Origin of the sequence: Donghicola tyrosinivorans (assembly GCF_003003355.1) — a bacterium.
GTDB lineage: Bacteria > Pseudomonadota > Alphaproteobacteria > Rhodobacterales > Rhodobacteraceae > Donghicola > Donghicola tyrosinivorans.
The window spans coordinates 23,429-40,378 of the sequence record NZ_PVTQ01000025.1 but is presented as its reverse complement, the minus strand read 5'-3'; the positions used below and the strand labels follow the sequence as shown (position 1 = coordinate 40,378).

At 56.9% G+C, this 16,950-nt stretch carries 21 protein-coding genes; 11 read left to right on the top strand and 10 right to left on the bottom strand.

The window, feature by feature from the left end; genetic code table 11:
• The first annotated feature begins 474 nt into the window (after positions 1-474).
• Positions 475-771 (top strand): hypothetical protein, encoded by a 297-nt coding sequence (locus tag CLV74_RS20600; protein WP_106268468.1) that lies wholly within the window; start codon positions 475-477, stop codon positions 769-771.
• Positions 772-875: 104 nt separating this feature from the next.
• On the opposite strand, the gene CLV74_RS20595 is transcribed toward CLV74_RS20600, so the two are convergent.
• The 8 genes from CLV74_RS20595 to CLV74_RS20565 all read right to left on the bottom strand — a co-directional run bounded on the left by CLV74_RS20595 (position 876) and on the right by CLV74_RS20565 (position 7,260).
• On the bottom strand, positions 876-1,409 hold the full coding sequence (locus tag CLV74_RS20595) for a hypothetical protein (RefSeq protein WP_106268466.1): 534 nt from the start codon (positions 1,407-1,409) through the stop codon (positions 876-878).
• A gap of 343 nt (positions 1,410-1,752) precedes the next feature.
• Entirely contained in the window at positions 1,753-2,559 is an 807-nt protein-coding gene (locus CLV74_RS20590) for a transglutaminase-like domain-containing protein (RefSeq protein ID WP_057821670.1), read from the bottom strand.
• A 34-nt stretch (positions 2,560-2,593) separates the two neighbouring features.
• Positions 2,594-3,598 carry a hypothetical protein gene (locus CLV74_RS22655; RefSeq protein ID WP_146134998.1) on the bottom strand — a complete coding sequence of 335 codons (1,005 nt, stop codon included), beginning with the start codon at positions 3,596-3,598 and terminating at the stop codon, positions 2,594-2,596.
• Positions 3,595-4,074: a hypothetical protein gene (locus CLV74_RS20585; protein ID WP_170108122.1), complete on the bottom strand. Its 480-nt coding sequence runs from the start codon at positions 4,072-4,074 to the stop codon at positions 3,595-3,597. The genes CLV74_RS22655 and CLV74_RS20585 overlap by 4 nt, the downstream gene beginning before the upstream one ends.
• A gap of 270 nt (positions 4,075-4,344) precedes the next feature.
• On the bottom strand, positions 4,345-5,433 hold the full coding sequence (hflC, locus tag CLV74_RS20580) for a protease modulator HflC (protein ID WP_106268464.1): 1,089 nt from the start codon (positions 5,431-5,433) through the stop codon (positions 4,345-4,347).
• Positions 5,430-6,497 carry an FtsH protease activity modulator HflK gene (hflK, locus tag CLV74_RS20575; RefSeq protein ID WP_106268462.1) on the bottom strand — a complete coding sequence of 356 codons (1,068 nt, stop codon included), beginning with the start codon at positions 6,495-6,497 and terminating at the stop codon, positions 5,430-5,432. The genes hflC and hflK overlap by 4 nt, the downstream gene beginning before the upstream one ends.
• Positions 6,498-6,604: 107 nt before the next feature.
• Entirely contained in the window at positions 6,605-6,949 is a 345-nt protein-coding gene (locus CLV74_RS20570; RefSeq protein ID WP_106268459.1) for a hypothetical protein, read from the bottom strand.
• A complete protein-coding gene (locus CLV74_RS20565; RefSeq protein ID WP_245888638.1) occupies positions 6,946-7,260 on the bottom strand; it encodes a hypothetical protein in 315 nt (104 codons plus the stop codon). The genes CLV74_RS20570 and CLV74_RS20565 overlap by 4 nt, the downstream gene beginning before the upstream one ends.
• A gap of 271 nt (positions 7,261-7,531) precedes the next feature.
• Between CLV74_RS20565 and CLV74_RS20560 the strand changes: the two genes are divergently transcribed.
• The 3 genes from CLV74_RS20560 (at position 7,532) to CLV74_RS20550 (ending at position 8,770) form a co-directional block, all read left to right on the top strand.
• Positions 7,532-7,957, top strand: a complete 426-nt coding sequence (locus CLV74_RS20560; protein ID WP_106268457.1) for a hypothetical protein — start codon at positions 7,532-7,534, stop codon at positions 7,955-7,957.
• On the top strand, positions 7,954-8,367 hold the full coding sequence (locus CLV74_RS20555; protein ID WP_245888637.1) for a hypothetical protein: 414 nt from the start codon (positions 7,954-7,956) through the stop codon (positions 8,365-8,367). Before CLV74_RS20560 ends, CLV74_RS20555 begins: the two co-directional genes overlap by 4 nt.
• Before the next feature lie 214 nt (positions 8,368-8,581).
• Positions 8,582-8,770 carry a hypothetical protein gene (locus CLV74_RS20550; protein ID WP_106268455.1) on the top strand — a complete coding sequence of 63 codons (189 nt, stop codon included), beginning with the start codon at positions 8,582-8,584 and terminating at the stop codon, positions 8,768-8,770.
• A 58-nt stretch (positions 8,771-8,828) separates the two neighbouring features.
• Here CLV74_RS20550 and CLV74_RS20545 read toward each other — a convergent pair whose 3' ends face one another.
• The gene (locus CLV74_RS20545; RefSeq protein ID WP_106268452.1) at positions 8,829-9,563 is read right to left on the bottom strand and encodes a Crp/Fnr family transcriptional regulator; all 735 of its coding nucleotides are present in this window, start codon (positions 9,561-9,563) and stop codon (positions 8,829-8,831) included.
• A gap of 150 nt (positions 9,564-9,713) precedes the next feature.
• Between CLV74_RS20545 and CLV74_RS20540 the strand changes: the two genes are divergently transcribed.
• From CLV74_RS20540 to CLV74_RS20515, 7 genes are all read left to right on the top strand, one after another.
• The gene (locus CLV74_RS20540) at positions 9,714-9,950 is read left to right on the top strand and encodes a hypothetical protein (RefSeq protein WP_106268450.1); all 237 of its coding nucleotides are present in this window, start codon (positions 9,714-9,716) and stop codon (positions 9,948-9,950) included.
• Positions 9,951-10,083: 133 nt separating this feature from the next.
• A complete protein-coding gene (locus CLV74_RS20535; protein WP_089235636.1) occupies positions 10,084-10,371 on the top strand; it encodes a co-chaperone GroES in 288 nt (95 codons plus the stop codon).
• A 44-nt stretch (positions 10,372-10,415) separates the two neighbouring features.
• Positions 10,416-12,053, top strand: a complete 1,638-nt coding sequence (gene groL / locus CLV74_RS20530; RefSeq protein WP_106268448.1) for a chaperonin GroEL — start codon at positions 10,416-10,418, stop codon at positions 12,051-12,053.
• A gap of 106 nt (positions 12,054-12,159) precedes the next feature.
• The gene (locus tag CLV74_RS23415) at positions 12,160-12,294 is read left to right on the top strand and encodes a hypothetical protein (protein ID WP_264464704.1); all 135 of its coding nucleotides are present in this window, start codon (positions 12,160-12,162) and stop codon (positions 12,292-12,294) included.
• Positions 12,295-12,578: 284 nt separating this feature from the next.
• On the top strand, positions 12,579-13,289 hold the full coding sequence (locus CLV74_RS20525) for an IS6 family transposase (RefSeq protein ID WP_106268446.1): 711 nt from the start codon (positions 12,579-12,581) through the stop codon (positions 13,287-13,289).
• Between the two features lie 1,324 nt (positions 13,290-14,613).
• Entirely contained in the window at positions 14,614-15,447 is an 834-nt protein-coding gene (locus CLV74_RS20520) for an arsenate reductase/protein-tyrosine-phosphatase family protein (protein WP_106268444.1), read from the top strand.
• A 313-nt stretch (positions 15,448-15,760) separates the two neighbouring features.
• On the top strand, positions 15,761-16,087 hold the full coding sequence (locus CLV74_RS20515) for a response regulator (RefSeq protein WP_106268442.1): 327 nt from the start codon (positions 15,761-15,763) through the stop codon (positions 16,085-16,087).
• A gap of 13 nt (positions 16,088-16,100) precedes the next feature.
• Here the strand turns inward: CLV74_RS20515 and CLV74_RS22650 are convergent, their stop codons facing one another.
• Complete coding sequence (locus CLV74_RS22650; RefSeq protein WP_146134997.1) at positions 16,101-16,433, bottom strand: hypothetical protein; 333 nt, start codon at positions 16,431-16,433, stop codon at positions 16,101-16,103.
• Positions 16,434-16,950: the final 517 nt, after the last annotated feature.

The window sequence follows — 16,950 nt, the reverse complement described above, 5'->3', positions numbered from 1 at the left end:
CGTGACAATCTCTTCGGGCTTTGGTCGTTTGTTGGCCATCGATGGTCCTCCGTTTCCTAACTATAGGGGCGGACCAGTTCACTGGGGGAGGCTCAGTCGCAGCTGTCGCAATGGCAAACAAGACTGCAAGGATTATTTGGAGTGTAATGGTCTCGGATCGCCTCTACCAACAAGAGACACCGAGCAGAGCGTAACGACGAGTTGCAGAGGGTGAAAGTGACGTGATGGCAGACCGGTTTTGCCGGGGATCAACCAGACCCGCCTAGTTCCAAGCGCTGCTTTTTATGCGCGTTGCCATGATTGGGAGTTGATCCGCGGATTTCATCAGGGCCAGCGGCCGTCGGTCGCGAATAAGGGCCGAATACATGACCGCACCCAACCTGTCGAAATCAAGTCTAGAAAACCCTTGCAAACGGCGAGCGTCCATACATGGAACTGGTCCCCGCTTGCCGAAACGCAACTCGAGGCCGCCTGATGGCTACCATCACCCATGTCTGCACCCTCGATTACGTTGCCCAAAGGCTTGGCGAAGATCCCGAGCTGCTCGAAGCTATCGTCTGCAACGACGACAATTTGAGCTACGGCGCGATCATCAGCGTCTATATTGGCCCAGATGACACCATCACCGCCTTGACCGACGATGGCATCGATGAGCTAAAGGACATGCTCAGAGACGCGCGGAGCACACCCGAAACCTGGCACGACTTCCTCGACGACTTCGTCCATGACGCAGAACTAGTCGCCCGCATCAAGGCACAATCACCGCGGTAGCAACCGGTCGGTTACATCGCTACCCTATTAACGTGACAACTCCCCCACGGCCCTTGGGGTCGCGATGTCCGGTACGTCACCCTCGGCGATGGCCTCGTCCGCCATCACGTTTTCCCCTCAGCCAGACGGGTGCGCAAGGGCGGCGGCGAGTCCGGTCGCGTAGGCATGCCTTCGTTTTCGGCGGTCCGGATCGACTCTTCGTCCCGCGCTCCTCGGGCGGGCGTCTTCGAAGGCGGCGCAGCCAGGGTCGGATCGGACGTCCCAGACCGGGAATAGAGATGTCGCAGGTGCGCCTCGGAGACCCCGTCGGCCTTCATCACGAGCTGCACCATCGGATCAGCCAGCATTTCTTCAAGGAAGAAGTCGGACAACTCCCTGCCCGTCAGCTTGTCCCTGGCGCGTGCTTGGTCCAGATCGGCAAGGGAAACGGTGAGCGTCCTCGCAAGTCCAGGATGCGATGCCCGGGAATGAAGTTTCACTAGGACGGAGGCTTTCCAGGCTCCGGGATTCTTTTGATCCGGGGGTGAAACCAATTCCGTTTCGATCTCGTACTCTCCCGCCGGGAGCGTCTCGTCAAAGCCTGGAAGGGTGAACGGGCGGGAAAAAACCGCAACGGTCTTGCTCGTCAGTTCTTCCATTGGCGTGATCCTTTCCCTTGGTGCTGCGGGTGGCCCGCGCCCCGGTTCCGAACTGGGGGGCGTGGCCTTTGTACGCCTCAAGACGTCTTGGATTTCGCTGGTATGTCCTTGCCGGCAGGCTTGGACTCGTTCTCCTTGGCAGGAGTCTTAGCTATCTCCTCAGGCTTCGGATTCATTGCAGCCGCAGCCCGGGCAGTCAGGTCCTTGAAAGACATGTCATCGATCCTTTGATTGACCGACGGCAACTCCCCGTCCATGTCGGACCGGAACGCTTGGCGTCGGTATGATGTATATGGGGACTGGCGAACGGACTTACGATGTCCCGTCGCAAAAGAAACCAAGGTCAGGTCAACTCATCTGTCCAGACGTTGAATTGCGTCAGCGTATTCGGCCCGAATGTCTGGGTCAGAGGCACATCGGCGGCGTCCCGACCGCGCGCGATCAGGATCCTTCCCATGCGCGGGCTGTTGTTTCTTGGATCGAAGACCCACCAGCGGCCACCCAGAAAGACCTCCATCCAGGCTGCGAAATCGTCGGGGGCGTGAGGCTCCGGTTGACCGAATTCGCTCAAATAGCCGGTGCAGTAACGCGCCGGGATGTTCATGCAGCGGCAGAAGGCGATGGCGAGATGGGAGAAATCCCGGCAGACGCCCTGCCGACCGGCCAGCGTTTCGGACGCGGTTCTGGTCGCGCTCGCCTGCATGTAATCGAAGCGGACATGCCTGTGCACGAAATCGCAGATCGCCTGAACGCGTGCCCAGCCAGGCGGGGTATTCTCGAAGCGCCGCCATGCCTCTTCCGAAAGAAGATCGGTGTCGCAGTAACGACTGCCGAGAAGGTAGACCAAGGTTTCGAAGGGCAGGTCCTGAACGGCGTGCTGCGCGGCCTCGGTCGCTGACGGATCGGGCAATCCGGTGTCGCGAAAGATCCCGTCGGTGGACAGGGTGAAGTCCCCCGCCGGCGCCACCATCCGCGTGCACCAATTGCCGAACCCGTCGCGATAGCTTTCCAGCGGCACGCTCGGTTGCGTCACGAGATAGTCTGCACGCTCCAGATCGCCGAACCGCGAATAGTGCACATTCAGCATTGCAATGAGCGGCGTCGGCTGGGTCAGCTGGTAACGCAGGCGACAGCCTATCCGCAACCGCATGCCAGCCGTCTCGGCCGGGCGCGATCTGGGGGCATTATCGTCCAAGAACGCACGCCCCGTCAGAAAGTTGAAAGCTCCGGTCGCAACGCCAGCGGTTTCCGGATCGATCGAGATGGGCATTTGCGGGCAGGTCGATCGCCACACAGGCGTTGTCCACCGCCTCGAAACGCCGTTCGCACCGCCATCCCGGACCGTAGGACTCTTGATCCAGAAAGGCGTTTGCCGGAAGCGCCACGGGATCACAGCGGCCATCGATCTCGAAAACGCCCCTTTCGCAGGCCCATTCGGCACCATAGTCCGAATTTGTGAGGTAGCCGTTCTCGAGAACTGCAATCGGAATGCAGGCGCTCGCCGACGGTGTGAAACCGCGGTCGCATACCCACTCGGACCCCGACGTGTCTTCCGTGAGGTATCCATGTTCCGGAAGGACGATTGGCACGCATGTCTCACGATCCTGCCGATATCCGCGATCGCACTGCCAGTCGTGTCCCGTTGATCGCAAATAGGCATTCTCGGGGATGGGGATCGCCTCGCAGGACGCACCACTAATTTCTTCGTACCCGCGGCGACACGCCCAGCCTGAACCATATGTCCGCCCTGTAGCATAGGCGTTGTCGGGGATGTCGAGAGCCATGCATTCGGCACCCTCCACCCGAAAACCGAGATCGCAGTCCCAGCCCCCACCATAGTTCCGCGCCTCTGCGTTGTCTGGCATCGGTCCAGTGCCGTCTTGAGCAAAGACTGGGAAGGCCACAGACGCAATGATACCGGCCACGACAGCCAGCCTAGAGATCAGTCGTGCTAGCGAATTGTTGTTTTTCTTCTTGTCCTGTCTGATCGGCTTTTCCCTTGCAGGCCAAGCTTTGCCAGTCGCCGTTTTTTCCTTCAAAGAACCCAGGCAGTGTGTTCCAGTTTGGCTCCCGGGGCGGGTGAAGCGCGGTTGCGTATCCTCAAAATCGGGTCTTGGTGGCATGCCCTCGTTTTCTGCCGCCTGAATCGGGAAGTCTTGCGGAACTGTAAGGCGGGCGCGGTTGGTCATTTTTGGGACGACTTTATTAAAGCCGCAGCCGCAAGGGTATGTTCCTTCTGGTGGTAGTCGCCGCGGAACTTGCCATCGACCTCCACCTCCCAGATGCCGTTCCTTTCGCGCACCTGAACTCCACCGCGGTGCGGTGGCCAGTTCATGGAAGCCCCCTTTTCTCCTCTGCCTTTCGCCGACACGGGTTTCTTGTCGGTCAATTTCGACTCCTTTGCGATGGGCGCGCGCTCCTCTCCGAGGAGCATCACGGCGCGAATGAATTCTTCCGCATAATCATCGGCTTCGCGGTAGTCATGTTCATGCCGCGCCATGCGCATCGGCTCGACGAACCGTTCTCTCAGATGATCAATAAATCGCGGCTCGGTGCGGGCCATGAAGGCGATCAGGGCTTGAAGCACCTTTTCATGGGCGAGCACACGCCGTTCGAGATCGGTGGTCTCTGCGGCTGTCCTGGTTAGATGTTTGACTGATGTCATAGCGTATTGTCCTCCTCGCTGCGCGGTGCGACGTTGGATGTCGTGTCCTCGAGTGGGGGCAGGCAGGCCCTCGCCTCATCGCGATCCATCTCTTGCCATCCACCTACCAGCCAAGCGCAAATCGTGCGCTGACGCAGGTTAGGGGCACGGAAATTTAGTGGGTGTGTCTTGCTCAGAAGCGGAAAGAAACCGACCTCGGTGGTCCAGGTGTCATTGACGTGCTTCCCGCTTGATACCCTCTATTTATGCTTGAAACCTTCCACCATGAACCTAGCGGCCTGCTTCGACCTCCGTCTGTGTCAAGATTGGCGTCGCGGGGTCTTGCGCTGGTCGGGGCCTGCCGATTGACGCCACGCCACCGTCACCCGGGTCGCTACCCGGATCGCGGAGTGGGTCTGCCTCGCCCTGCATGCCGCGCAGGAACTGGAACAGATCGCTGTCCGTCGTCAGGACAAGCGTCGTGTCGTCCGAGATCATGTCGCCGTAGGCCTGCATGGTTCGGGTGAAATCGTAGAAGTCGACCGAAACGGCATCGAGATTGTAAGCACCCGCATAGATTGCTGCTGCTGCGGCATCGGCGGCACCGCGGATTTCCTCGACGGCGCGATAGGCTTCGGACTGGATCTTGTTCAGATCCCGCACCCTATTGCCTTGAATACGGGCCGCTTCACCGTTGCCTTCAGACAGGAAGCGTTCGGCGATCTGCCGGCGCTCCGAGATCATGCGGTCATAGATCTTGGGTCGCACGCTCTCATTGTAGTTTATGCGTTTGAAGCGGATATCGAGAAGCTCGATCCCGAAAACGCGCACCTTTTCCGCCGCCGCCTCGAAGATCTGCTGCTCGACCAGCGCCCGCCCCTTCGTGATGGGAACCAGTGCGCCAATGTCCTGCGCAAGCTCCTGATCAGTCAGAAGCGTGTCCCGAAGGGGTGTCCGGCCCCTGGTCGTACGCACGATCTCGATAAGTTCGTGCTTGGCGACCGCGTTCCGCGTCTCGCTGCCGAGGATATCATCGAGGCGCGACTGGGCGCTGCGTTCGTCGCGCAGGCGCAGAAAGTACTGCAGAGGATCGGTGATCTTCCAGCGCGCGAAGAGATCGACCGAGATATAGAGCTTGTCTTTGGTGGGCATGTCCGATGGCGAGCCGTCCCACTCCAGAACCCGGCTGTCGATCCGGTTAACCTCCTGAACAAAGGGGAGTTTCAACTTGAGACCCGCCTCGGTGATCGGCGCGCCGACCGGCTTGCCGAACTGGGTGATGATGGCCTGTTCGACCTCGCCGACCGTGTAGACGGCGGATGACGCTGCGACGACCCCGGCAACCGCGATTCCCGAGGCAATGAGCGAAAGGGTCTTCATCGTTGCTCTCCTGTCTGTCGATCAAGGTTCAAAAGCGGGAGGATGCTTGCCGTGGACCCGTCGACAATGATCTTGGAACCAATTCCCGGCAGAACATCCTGAAGGGTTTCGATGTAGATCCGGCGCCGGGTAACTTCGGGCGCCAGACGGTATTCCGTCAGGAGCGCCGTGAAGCGTGCCGCATCGCCCTCGGCTTCATTGATCCTCCTCAAGCGATAACCATCGGCTTCGCGGATCCGTTGGTCCTTTTCGCCTTCGGCTAAAGGTATGACGCGGTTGTATTCACGGCGGGCCTCGTTGATGATCCGCTCCTTCTCTTGTTGTGCCTGGTTGACCTCGTTGAACGAGGCTTGAACCGGCTGGGGCGGATTGATGTTCTTCAGCTGTACCTGATCGATGCTGATGCCCATCGCGTATTTGGTCGCGAGCGCCTGCATCTTCAGCAGGGCTTCGCTTTCGATTTCCTGGCGCCCGACGGTGATCACCTCGTCGACTGTGCGGTCTCCCACGACTTCGCGCATGACGGACTCCGAGACGTAACGCAGAGTCGCGCTCGGCTCACGCACCTCGAACAGAAATTTCCGAGGTTCGGAAATCCGGTACTGCACCACCCACTCCACGAGCGCGGCGTTTAGATCGCCAGTCACCATCTCGGTCTCGCGGCGACCGTCCGCCGGGCTCTGATAGGGATCGGAGGCACCCGGAGTCGTGAACCCGAACTCTTGTTTCAGCTGGCGCTTGACCGGGACCAACGTGGTCACGTCGATCCCGAACGGGATCTTGAAGTGCAGCCCCGGAGGGACCTCGGCCGCGTACTTCCCGAACCGTTGGACAATCGCAACGGAGTCGCTCGGCACCGTGTAATATGAGGACCCCGCCCCAAGCGCCGCAAGCGCAATGGCGGCCCCGATTGCAAGACGCTTCACCGGTGGCAGACCGCCCGGCAGGATGCCGTGCAGCCGATCCCGGCCCCGCCTGAGAATTGCGTCAACCTCAGGGGGAACGCGGGTCTGCTTGTTTTTCCAAGGTCCGCGATCTTCCGGTCCATTGCCATCAGAAGGCATCGCAAGCTCCTATCTCGGTTTTGGCACTCGGGGCGACGCGTGGCTCGCGCGTTTGACGGTGCGACCCGTTTTGCGCCATCACATCGTCGGCTCTGAACAGCATGACCTCAGAGGTCCAGTTCCTTCAGGCAGGCTTGCGCAATGTCTCGGTCTGGGGCATCGGTTCCTGGCATCGTCGCCCAGCCGGCTGTCATGAGAGCGTCGCGCTTCTGGTAGGTCGAGGCTGCCCGGATCGTTGCAAGCTTGTCCGCCCGAGCGGGGTCTGACCGCGCCATGGCGAGGCAGACCGGTACCATTGAGGCGACGACATCGTTACGAGACATCGCCACCGCGCGGTCATTCGAGGTGCCGCCGGTCACCCAGCCACCCCATGAAAATCCGACGACGCCGACAAAGACAGCACCGATCACAGCACCATAGATGCCGGGTTTGAGCCATTCGGGAGTATTCATTTCAAGTCCTCCTGCGGAGAAAGCGCCGCCTCGCTGTAATTGTTCGTTTCGGTCATGGCCGCATCCCGGCCTAGCGCCTCTTTCAGGTCGCTTTCAGAAATCGCCCGTAACTCTGTATGTCCAGCATGACCGCTCCTTCCGCGCACCGTCAGGTAGGTCGCCGTTCGTCTGTAGGCCTCGAAGCTCAGCCCCTGGAGAAGCTCTTCTTCGACGAGAACCTCATAGTCGCCCGCGGGCAAACCGTCTGGGTATCCCGGCAAGGTGAAGGCATTGGAAAACGTCACCGTCGATCTGGTCGACCGCATGTTCATCTCTGGTCTCCTCGATGTTGGCAGATCCGTCGCTCATCACTGTTGACGGCCCCTTGAAGTGCGGGACGGACCAGTCGAACGATTAGTGTCTTGTACTTCGGGATCGTTCGGCTGGCGCTGACGCATGTTAGTCCCGGGCACCGAACCGGTTGCGACCTCCCTGAGGGCCGTCGCCCGCACTGACCTGTGTAAGGGCGCGGGGACCGACCAGCGCGTAGTCTGTGGGAAACAGGAGTGATCTGCATTCCTGCAACCCTTGAAAGGAATGGCTATGACCGGCTCCAATGTACTCAACCCGCACCCACCCGAGTTCGAGCGATTTCTCTATGCGTCTGTTGGCGAGGACCGGAACGGCTTTGCCGTGACTGTGCTCTCCACGCTCGCGCGGCTTGGCCTCGATCCATGGAAAGAAACCGCTGAACTGGTCAAACTGGGGCGCGACGATGCGCGCGCACGCTTGGGAACGCTGCTTACTTGTTTTCGGGACGTACCCGCGCTCGCCAGCGATCACGGCAAGGTCGCACGAGACCTGAGTCAGTTGCTTCCCGAAGGCCAGACGTCAGGTAGCCTGAAGCGAGCTGCCTCGACGGTGACTGGCGACCGTCCGGGGACAAGCGGAGCGATCTGGGCGGTGCTCGCGATTGTCTTCCTTCTATTTCAGATGTTCATGGTTGACGGGTCGGGGTCAGGCGAATGACCGTATCAACCGCGACCGCGAGGAGACTGGCCCATGCGGCACACAAGTCCGGTAGGCTTTCTCCACACGAACAGGGCATACTCTGGGACATGGAGGAACAGTTCTGGACCAGCGGCACCGATAGTGCGCAGGCGACGACAGCGACCAACGCGGTGATGATTTTCCCCTATCCGCCCGGCATCCTCCAGGGTGACCAAATCTGGACCCAACTTCGGCAGAGAACCGGCTGGCGTTCCGTCGTCATGGCCGAACGGCGCGTGACGCGATGCGGCGATATCGCGATCCTCACTTATCGGGTCTCGGCTGAAAAAACCGACGTGCCGATCTACAAAGCGCTCTGCGCTTCAACGTACCTTGGCGATGACGACAAATGGCTAAGGATTTCCCATCAGCAAACGGCGGTGACTTGAAAGCCGACAAGGCAATCGACCCGCCACAGACGCCGGGACTAACCTGCGTCAGTGCGGCGAGGGCTGACATTGGCTAGGTAAGCCGTGCCCGCCGAATATTTGGTGGCGCATCTTTTTCCGAGTACCCGAGAAGCGTGTGGGCGTGCCGATCCCCAAAGGGTCGGCATGTCGGCGCGCTTCTTATTCTCGGAACGTCCAGGAAAGGACAATTCCAATGACTCCCGAACAGAACAAGACTGCCGAGAAGATGAAAACCGTGAAAGCCGCCTGGGACAAAGCGCCCTCTGGCCCGAAGAAGGATGCGGCGCTGAAGCACTTCCAGGCAGCCGAGAAGGCGCATACGGCGAAGAATGACGCCGAGGCCAACAAGGAACTCGATGCGGCGACCCACGCCCTCGCGTGAACGCCATCGTCTGAGGTTATAGCTGGGGTCGCCTGCCGAGCAACGGAGGGCGGCCCTCTTATTTCAGGAGCGGCCCGGTCTGGTCCAGATATGCCGGGTCGAACTCGGCAAGGTCCACCAGCCCGCCATAGTCGTGAAACGTGACATGGCCGTCCCGGAAGGTCACCAGTCCATTCTCGCGAAGCCGGCGCAAAACGCGGTTCACATGGACCGCACTCAACCCCAGCGTATCGGCGAGGTGGTACTGCGTCAGAGGGCAGTCGAATCCTTCCTTGCTGCCTATTCCGACCAGCGCAAGACTCGATCCCAGCTCCAGCAGGAAATGCGCCATGCGGGCCTCCGCATCACGCCGGCCGATCCCGACGAGATGTTCAACGACCATCGCCTCGTCACGCGACGCCGCCCAGAGGATGGCGGTCGCGAGGCGCGGCGTCCGTGCGAAGGCATCGAGAAGGTCGCTCGCCAGCACTTCGGCTGCCTCGATGTCGACGATGGGTTCGAAGCTGTGGTCTGAAGTGCGCAACAGGACGCTGCGCAATCCCAGAAAATCCCCTGGCACCTGGAAATCCACGATCTGCCGGGTTCCGTCGGCCTGCAGCTTGTAGGAGCAGACCCAACCCGACGACAGAATGTACGCGGCCTGAGCCGATTGGCCCTGATGCACCAAATCACGTCCCGCGACGAAGGAGCGGCGACGCTGGTGCAGTCGCTCAAGCACGGCCAGTTCGACCTCAGACAGAGCGACGAAGGCCGAGAGCTTGCGGGTCAAAGGGCTGTGTTCGGCTGATGCCATGGAGGCTCCTGGCGTGTCGCGACCCAAGAGCGGAAATCGACTCGGACACTGCTCTGGATCAGTCCAGCATAGAGCACTTCCTGCGAGAAGTACGGATGTATTTGAACCTCACCTTCCCGAGGGTTCACGATATCAAGGAAGGAAACCCGGATGTCCACCGCGAGCGAACATGCAGGTCAGGCCGCCCTGTCAATCTGCGAAGCGCTCCTGCTTGCCATGAACAATCTCGGATTGCTGCCGGAGCACGAGATTGTGGAGGTTCTTCGCGACGCCGCGGCGACCCATGAGAATGCCGTTGGCACCGAACTCGAAATAGAAAGCCACCGGGCCGTCGCCGAATTGATCAACGCGATCATCGCTGGCGGAAACTCGGTTCGACGCTCGTGATGCAATACCGCGGCGGTCTTGATCCGCAATCTCGAAGAATAGCCCCACCAGGTTGTCGCCGCCTTGCGCGCACCCAAGCCGGGCATTCGAACAAGGTACTTACGCCCGACAATCCTCGACAAGGAGCACGTCGATGTCATTCACTCCCCTCCACGACCGGGTGCTCGTTCGCCGCATTGAAGGCGACGAGACGACCAAGGGCGGCCTCATCATTCCCGATACTGCCAAGGAGAAGCCTCAAGAAGGCGAAGTTGTCTGCGTCGGTGCCGGGGGAAGGCGCGAGGACGGCGAGCGCATCCCGATGGATGTCAAAGCCGGCGACCGGATCCTGTTTGGAAAATGGTCCGGCTCAGAGATCAAACTCGATGGCGAAGACCTTCTGATCATGAAGGAGAGCGACATTCTCGGCGTGATCGCCTGAGCCCGAAATCTTTCACTGCAACCTCAGTCTCAGGAACCCACACCATGTCCGCCAAGGAAGTTCGCTTCAGTACCGACGCCCGCGACCGTATGCTGAAAGGCATCAACACGCTGGCAAATGCCGTCAAGATCACCCTTGGACCAAAGGGCCGGAACGTCATTCTCAATAAATCCTGGGGTGCGCCGCGCATCACCAAGGACGGTGTGACCGTCGCCAAGGAGATCGAGCTGTCGGACCATTTTGAGAATATGGGCGCCCAGATGGTCAAGGAGGTCGCGCAGCGCACGAACGACGAGGCCGGCGACGGAACCACCACGGCAACCGTACTCGCCCATGCGATTGTCCGGGAAGGCATGAAGTCGGTTGCGGCCGGCATGAACCCGATGGATCTCAAGCGCGGGATCGACAAAGCCGTCGCTGCAGTCGTGGCCGAGATCAAGACCATGTCCCGACCTGTGGGCGACAGTGACGAGATTGCCAAGGTCGGCGCCATTTCGGCCAATGGAGAAGTCGAGATCGGCCGGCAGATCGCCGACGCGATGGCGAAGGTCGGCAAGGAAGGCGTGATCACCGTCGAGGAAAACAAAGGGTTGGAGACCGAGACCGAAGTGGTCGAAGGCATGCAGTTCGACCGCGGCTATCTGAGCCCTTATTTCGTCACGAACGCTCAGAAAATGGTCGTCGAGCTGGATGACTGCGTCGTCCTGCTTCACGAAAAGAAGCTGACCGCTCTCATATCCATGGTACCGTTGCTGGAGGCTGTGATTCAGGCCGAGAAGCAACTTCTGATCGTGGCAGAGGATATCGAGGGCGAGGCGCTGGCGACGCTGGTCGTCAACAAGCTGCGCGGCGGATTGAAGGTGGCGGCCGTCAGGGCACCGGGCTTCGGGGATCGCCGCAAGGCGATGATGGAAGACATCGCCCTGCTGACGGGCGGTCAGGTGATTTCCGTGGAAATGGGCACCAAGCTGGAGAATGTCACCATGGACATGCTCGGGTCCGCCAGAAAAGTCACGATCACCAAGGATGACACGACCAACATTGACCGTGCCGGCGACAAAGGCGCGATCGCGGCGCGCGTGACGCAGATCCGGGCGCAGATCGAGGACACCACCTCGGACTACGACAAGGAGAAGCTGCAGGAACGGCTGGCCAAGCTTGCCGGCGGCATCGCCGTTATCCGGGTCGGCGGGGCAACCGAGATCGAGGTGAAGGAGCGCAAGGACCGCATCGACGATGCGCTCAATGCCACCCGTGCAGCAGGCCAGGAAGGTGTCGTGCCCGGCGGCGGCGTGGCCCTGATTCATGCCGGCAAGGTTCTGGCATCGCTGAAGGGCGAGAACGGCGATCAGGATGCCGGCATCAAGATCGTCCGGCGCGCGATCCAGGCACCGCTGCGCCAGATTGCCGAAAATGCCGGGGTCGACGGATCGGTCGTTGTTGGCAAGGTCATCGAGAACGACAGCCGGAGCTTCGGTTTCGACGCGCAAGCCGAGGAGTACGTCGACATGCTGAAGGCCGGCGTTATCGACCCGACGAAAGTCGTTCGGATCGCACTCGAAAACGCCGCGTCCATTGCCGGGCTATTGATCACGACCGAGGCGATGGTCGCGCAAACACCCAAGGAGGGCGGCGCCGGTAACGAAATGTCCGATATGGGTGGAATGGGCGGAATGATGTGAAGATCTGCGTCCCTTGGTCACGAGCCTCAGGACGCGAAACCAAATTCTTGAAGGACTTGAACACGGATCAATTCGTTAAGCAAATCCAGAACTAGGAGAAACTCAAATGACCAAAGGTGACAAACGACGTGGCAACCGTGAAGCGAAGAAGCCTAAGAAGGTGAAGGAAAAGGTCGTTGCAACAGCCGACTTCACGAAGGGCAAAACCTTGACCAATCTAGGCGAGCACAAGAAGAAATAGGCAGAGGGCCAAATGATTGGCCATCACTGAATACGGAGCCTGATGGCGGCGGGACACGACGCGCATAACACTTTGGCAGAGCTTCCGCTGCGCAAGGCTGCACCTATGAGACGAGAAGCACTGGAGATTTCTTTCATTCGCGGAGGCCCGGACGCTTGCCGCCTGAGCCGTACGCGACGCGGCTGAGGCGCCGGCAACTGCTTCTCGCGGTCAACGCATCCGCTTTGCGATGACAAAGGGATTGCCAAATTGTTTGCGGAGCGGTGATTGGTTAGGCGTTGGGTATGAATACACCATCCTCCATGCCGCGCCTGAAAGGCTACCGTTTCCCTCGTGAAATCGTTGCATATGCCGTCTGGGTCTATCATCGCTTCGCGCTCAGCACGGCGGATGTCGAGGATCTTCTCGCCGATCGGGGTGTGATGGTCAGCCGGGAAACGATCCGAAAATGGGTGAACCGCTTTGGCCGTCACTTTGCCGATTGCATCAGGCGCGACAGACCGGCCGCGGGCGACAAATGGCACTTGGATGAGGTCGTCATCCCAATCAACGGCAGAAAATACTGGCTCTGGCGGGCGGTCGACGCGAACGGCGACGTCCTTGATATTCTCGTTCAGCCACAGCGCAACGCCAATGCTGCAAGACGTTTTCTGGCAAGGCTGATCGACCGGTTCGGTGAACCCCGTGTCATCATCACGGACAAGTTGCGCAGTTATTTCAGGCCGATCCGGGACCTCGCACCGGGCGCAGATCATCGCGCACACAAGGGCTTGAACAACCGGATCGAAGCATCACACAGACCAACACGGAAACGCGAGAAGTTGATGGGGCGGTTTAAATCTCCCCGGCAGGCACAAAGATTTCTGGCTGCCCATGATCAGATCAACATCGTTTTTCGCCCACGACGCTATCAACTCTCCGCCGTCTCATACCGCCACGCAAGGTCCGATGCTTTCGACCTCTGGAGAGGTTATGCTGCCGAAATGACCGCCTGACAGGCAGAGGTCTCGCCTCTCTCAAACAGGTAAAAACAAGTTGGCAATCCCTGCCGCAAGGATGTGGAGTTAGGCCTACCACATGGATCATGACAGCTGCCCATATCAACGGGCCTTATTTGTCTTCCCCGATGAAGCGCAGCAGGTTAGCCTATGCTCCATCTCGCCCGCTACAAGCGCATGATGCCTTCAGCGGTTGGAAACGCATCGATAATAGATAGTTTTAGGTTGCACGGTAATGTTTTGTTTTTACGATATTTTTCACACAAACCACCATATAAATCCCCTAAAAACTCCACGTGTCACCCTGCAAGATGCCCTAGGATTTCTATGAAGAGGGTTTCCAGGGCATGTCTTCACTTTCGGATTTCCTGCCATGGGCAGGAGCGTTGTTTGTGCTTGTGGTTCTAGCAGGGGTAATCTCTGAAATCTGGAGCCACTGGAAAATATCAAAGATCAAAAAAGAAGCGGACTCTTTTCGAGATCCCTAGACGCTTCACCTCAGCCCCTGAGGTTTAAAAAGCTGAAAAAAATAAAAACCGACTGAAGCTCGCGCTACAGTCGGTGTTCATTCTGAAAGATCATTTTAAAAATAAGTACGCGGCATATAAAGCCCTGTGCGGATATGCTGCGATCCCTCACGTGACCGCCACCCATAACCACTCATAATTCTGGACAGCCACAATTTAAGAGACGCTTTCTAATAACACAAACTAACGAGACCCGAGGGGTAAGGAAAACCATACCTTTTGAACTTTTTTAGTTCATAAAACACCCTTAAAATACCCCGTTAGCAATCAATTTTGCAAAAATAAAAATGAAAGTTTTGCATAAAAAAGTGTCAAAAAAATTCGACATAATAATTTATTATTGAATATATTTTTCAAGACAATATTACGCCGATTTTATGCTATAAATGCAAAATATATATTGCAAAATTACCGCAAAAAGCGCCCCAGTTTTTGAAATCAATTCTTACATATTAAAATAATTCTTGCGCATTTATCGATCTATTCTAATCTGAAAATCGCGCAAAAATTCGCGCTTCCTCAACCGCAATTGCGAGTGCGCCCCCCAACATCGGGGGGCTTTTTTTATAAAAAAAGCCAGCGTCGAGACGCTGGCTCAGTCGCACTTTGGGATTTGGTAAAGGGATTGCACGACACATTCACAATTAAAGTTTAGAGCTATGATGCTATGAGGTCAAACTATCATATGGCTGCTCAACGCCCCGCAGCACCACAGGTATGCCTATCGGGTAAGATGCTTCATGTCATAGAAACTTCACTTGGCACGCCCATATTATTTCTATAATTCATGAAATATGAAAATAGAGTTTTCCGACCAGCTGTCCACCCTTGGCCACCCACTTCGCTTGGCAATCTTTCGATTGCTGATGCGTCGCTATCCAGACCGCGTGCCCGCAGGCGAAATTGCCTCCGCGCTTGGGATCAAGGCAAGCACTATGTCAACGTATCTGTCTGCGCTAGCACGCGATCAGTTAGTGGAAAAACAGCGGGTAGGCACATCTCTTCTCTACTCGATCAACATGACCACGGTGCAACACCTGTTCGGATACCTATTCAAAGATTGCTGCCGCGGCCGTCCCAACATCTGCATGCCATTCAGCACAGGAGCTGATCCGATGTCCGACCGTAAATACAACGTCCTGTTTATCTGCGTGGGGAATTCAGCACGATCCATCTTTGCAGAGTCGCTCCTGCGCGCAATCGCGAACGATCGGTTCAACGCATATTCGGCGGGCACCCGACCTGGATCACAGCTCAACCCATTTGCGCTGCAGGTCCTTATGGATAAAGGGCACGATATTTCAGCTCTACGCTCCAAGGACCTCTCTGAGTTTTCTCACATCGACGCACCCCACTTCGACTTTGTGTTCACAGTCTGCGACCAAGCCGCCAATGAAGAATGTCCTGCCTGGGAAGGACAGCCTGTCAGCGGTCATTGGGGAATGCCAGACCCAGTAAAAGTGGAAGGGACCAATGCCGAAAAGGCGCTGGCTTTTCAGCGAGCATACGGCGCGCTCAAAGCGCGGATCGAGAGCTTCGTAGCGTTGCCAATCGAGAGTCTAGACCGCATTTCTTTGCAAAAATCCGTAGATGACATTGGCCGCATCGGTCCAAATGACGGCACATGATATTCTGCGCGCGGAACGCGATTTAAACGCATGATAAACTGAAAATGGCCGCGCAAATTCTATGTCCAAGTCCCCGTAAAAAAGGGGGGATTACCCTCCTAGCGTCGCATGAGCAAGCCAGTCCTAGAGAGGTTTATGACATGAATTGGGGGCCACGATCGGCCTTGCTTGACCTCACTTCGATCACCCCGCCAGACATACCCAAAAGGCGCAGGCTGAAAAAGCTCCAACGTCACAGAACTTTTAATGCAACTACGGAGTTCGAAAAACGCATTGAATGCCTGAGTGGTGATATTTTGTGAAGATACTGATAGTGGAAGATGAAGCGATTATAGCGATGGACCTTGTAGATATCGTTGAAAGTGCAGGCCATTCAGTCGTCGGACCTGGGCACTCCGCCAAGATCGGTGAACAGCTCGCACAAACTGAAGCGATCGACTTTGCTCTTCTCGATATTAATCTCAGCCAGGGACAAACCTCTGAGAAAGTCGCCGCTATCCTTTCTGAGCGAGGAATTCCATTTGTGTTCCTGTCAGCCTATACGCGTGAGGCGATAAAATTCATTGGATCTCATGAGATCATGGCAAAGCCATATACAGAGGAGATGATCCTGCACCGTATTATGCGCGCCAGTTGTTAGTACGGCACGTGAGTTAAGGCCGTTCTGTCGCCGCTAAGGGAAGGCCATGGTCGACAAGATACGTTTCTATTTTCAGAAGGCGCTGTTCTTGCTGCAAAAGCAAATGCTCTATTCTCTTCAGCTGCACATTAAGTTCGGAAGACGATGACACATATGATGGGCGCTTATCCTCATACCCCTCTAAAGTCTGCAGCAGTTCTCGAATTGCCGAACCTGCATTCTTCGCTCGAGTACCCCCAATCATAAAGGCTGATTGCGTACGCCCGACAAGCTCTAACTCAACTGCTAGGGCTAAAAGGTCAGATCTGCCAAAAAGGTTGTCTGAGTTTTCTCTTTTATCTGCCATCTCATCACTCACGGGAATCTAGAGTATGCACCCACCATATCGCACGTCGATGCAGATTCACGTAAGATGATCTTTCGTCAATATAAGTGCGAAATGGATATTAAATTTAAATAACTTATCTAAAGAGTGTGTTCAAATGGCCATCTTCCTCAAAGAGGCTTTTCAAAGATCTGTCACAATGCAAACCCCTGAAATCTCTTCTCACCCCAATGATTTCACCAACGAATTTAAAATTCCACTTAAACCATAAATTGGTGACGCGATTCACTCGCCATTCAACCCCAGAAAACAAACCAAAAAAAATCCGAATAACGTTTCTAACGTCATTCGGATTTATCACTAAAAAACAGCAAATTCATACAAATTAAATATCCGCGATACGCTAATCCCATCGACAGTATCACAGCTATCGACGCTCCAGACTTAACCATCCGGACAATCACGTCATAAACTTTCGATAATACATACTTACAAATAAGTATGGTATGGAAAACCTTACCTTCTGAGATATGATGGG